The organism is Photorhabdus tasmaniensis, assembly GCF_011189505.1.
Taxonomy (GTDB): domain Bacteria; phylum Pseudomonadota; class Gammaproteobacteria; order Enterobacterales; family Enterobacteriaceae; genus Photorhabdus; species Photorhabdus tasmaniensis.
The window spans coordinates 1-516 of the sequence record NZ_PUJU01000211.1; the positions used below are offsets into that span (position 1 = coordinate 1).

General features: G+C 51.0%; 2 pseudogenes. Both read left to right on the top strand.

The features are described 5' to 3' along the window. Positions 1 to 227, top strand: a pseudogene (locus C5471_RS24725) (relaxase); the annotation flags it as partial. Next, positions 178 to 516: pseudogene (locus C5471_RS23590) on the top strand (conjugal transfer nickase/helicase domain-containing protein); the annotation flags it as partial. The pseudogenes C5471_RS24725 and C5471_RS23590, both read left to right, overlap by 50 nt.

Here is a 516-nt window from a genome sequence, read left to right on the forward strand (position 1 = left end):
CAGAACAAAGTGTGATATGGAACACGGTGGTGTTTTACGCTGCGTTATTTCATTTTTTACCTGTTTTGGCCCAGTTTGACGGAGAACTGGACGAAGGGCAACCCTGGTATCCTGGGTTGGCTGTGCCGCAGGGGCCGTATCGTTTCCGGTTCAAAACTCCCCCAGTGGAGACGAGGGTTGCCTGTCATTTTGGGGGGGGTATTCGCCGGGCGATTGCTGCCGGCTAAGGCGGTGACCTGGCTGGCATCGGTACCGGATACCTTGCCTACGCTGTTTTGTCTTCTATCCGGCGATATGAAGGAAGATGACGCAATAGGTCAGATAATCACAGAAGCCCTGAGTCAAGCCAGTGCACCGACAATATCAGAAATATTCTCTGTCACGGTTGCATCACCGCAAATGATTGTTTCAGGAAATCCCGATGTTTCTGCTGCGCCTTTATCAACGGCAATGGACAGTGTTCTGCTCTCTCAGAGACGGCAGGAAGATAGCACGATGACTGAAATTGTTTCATCA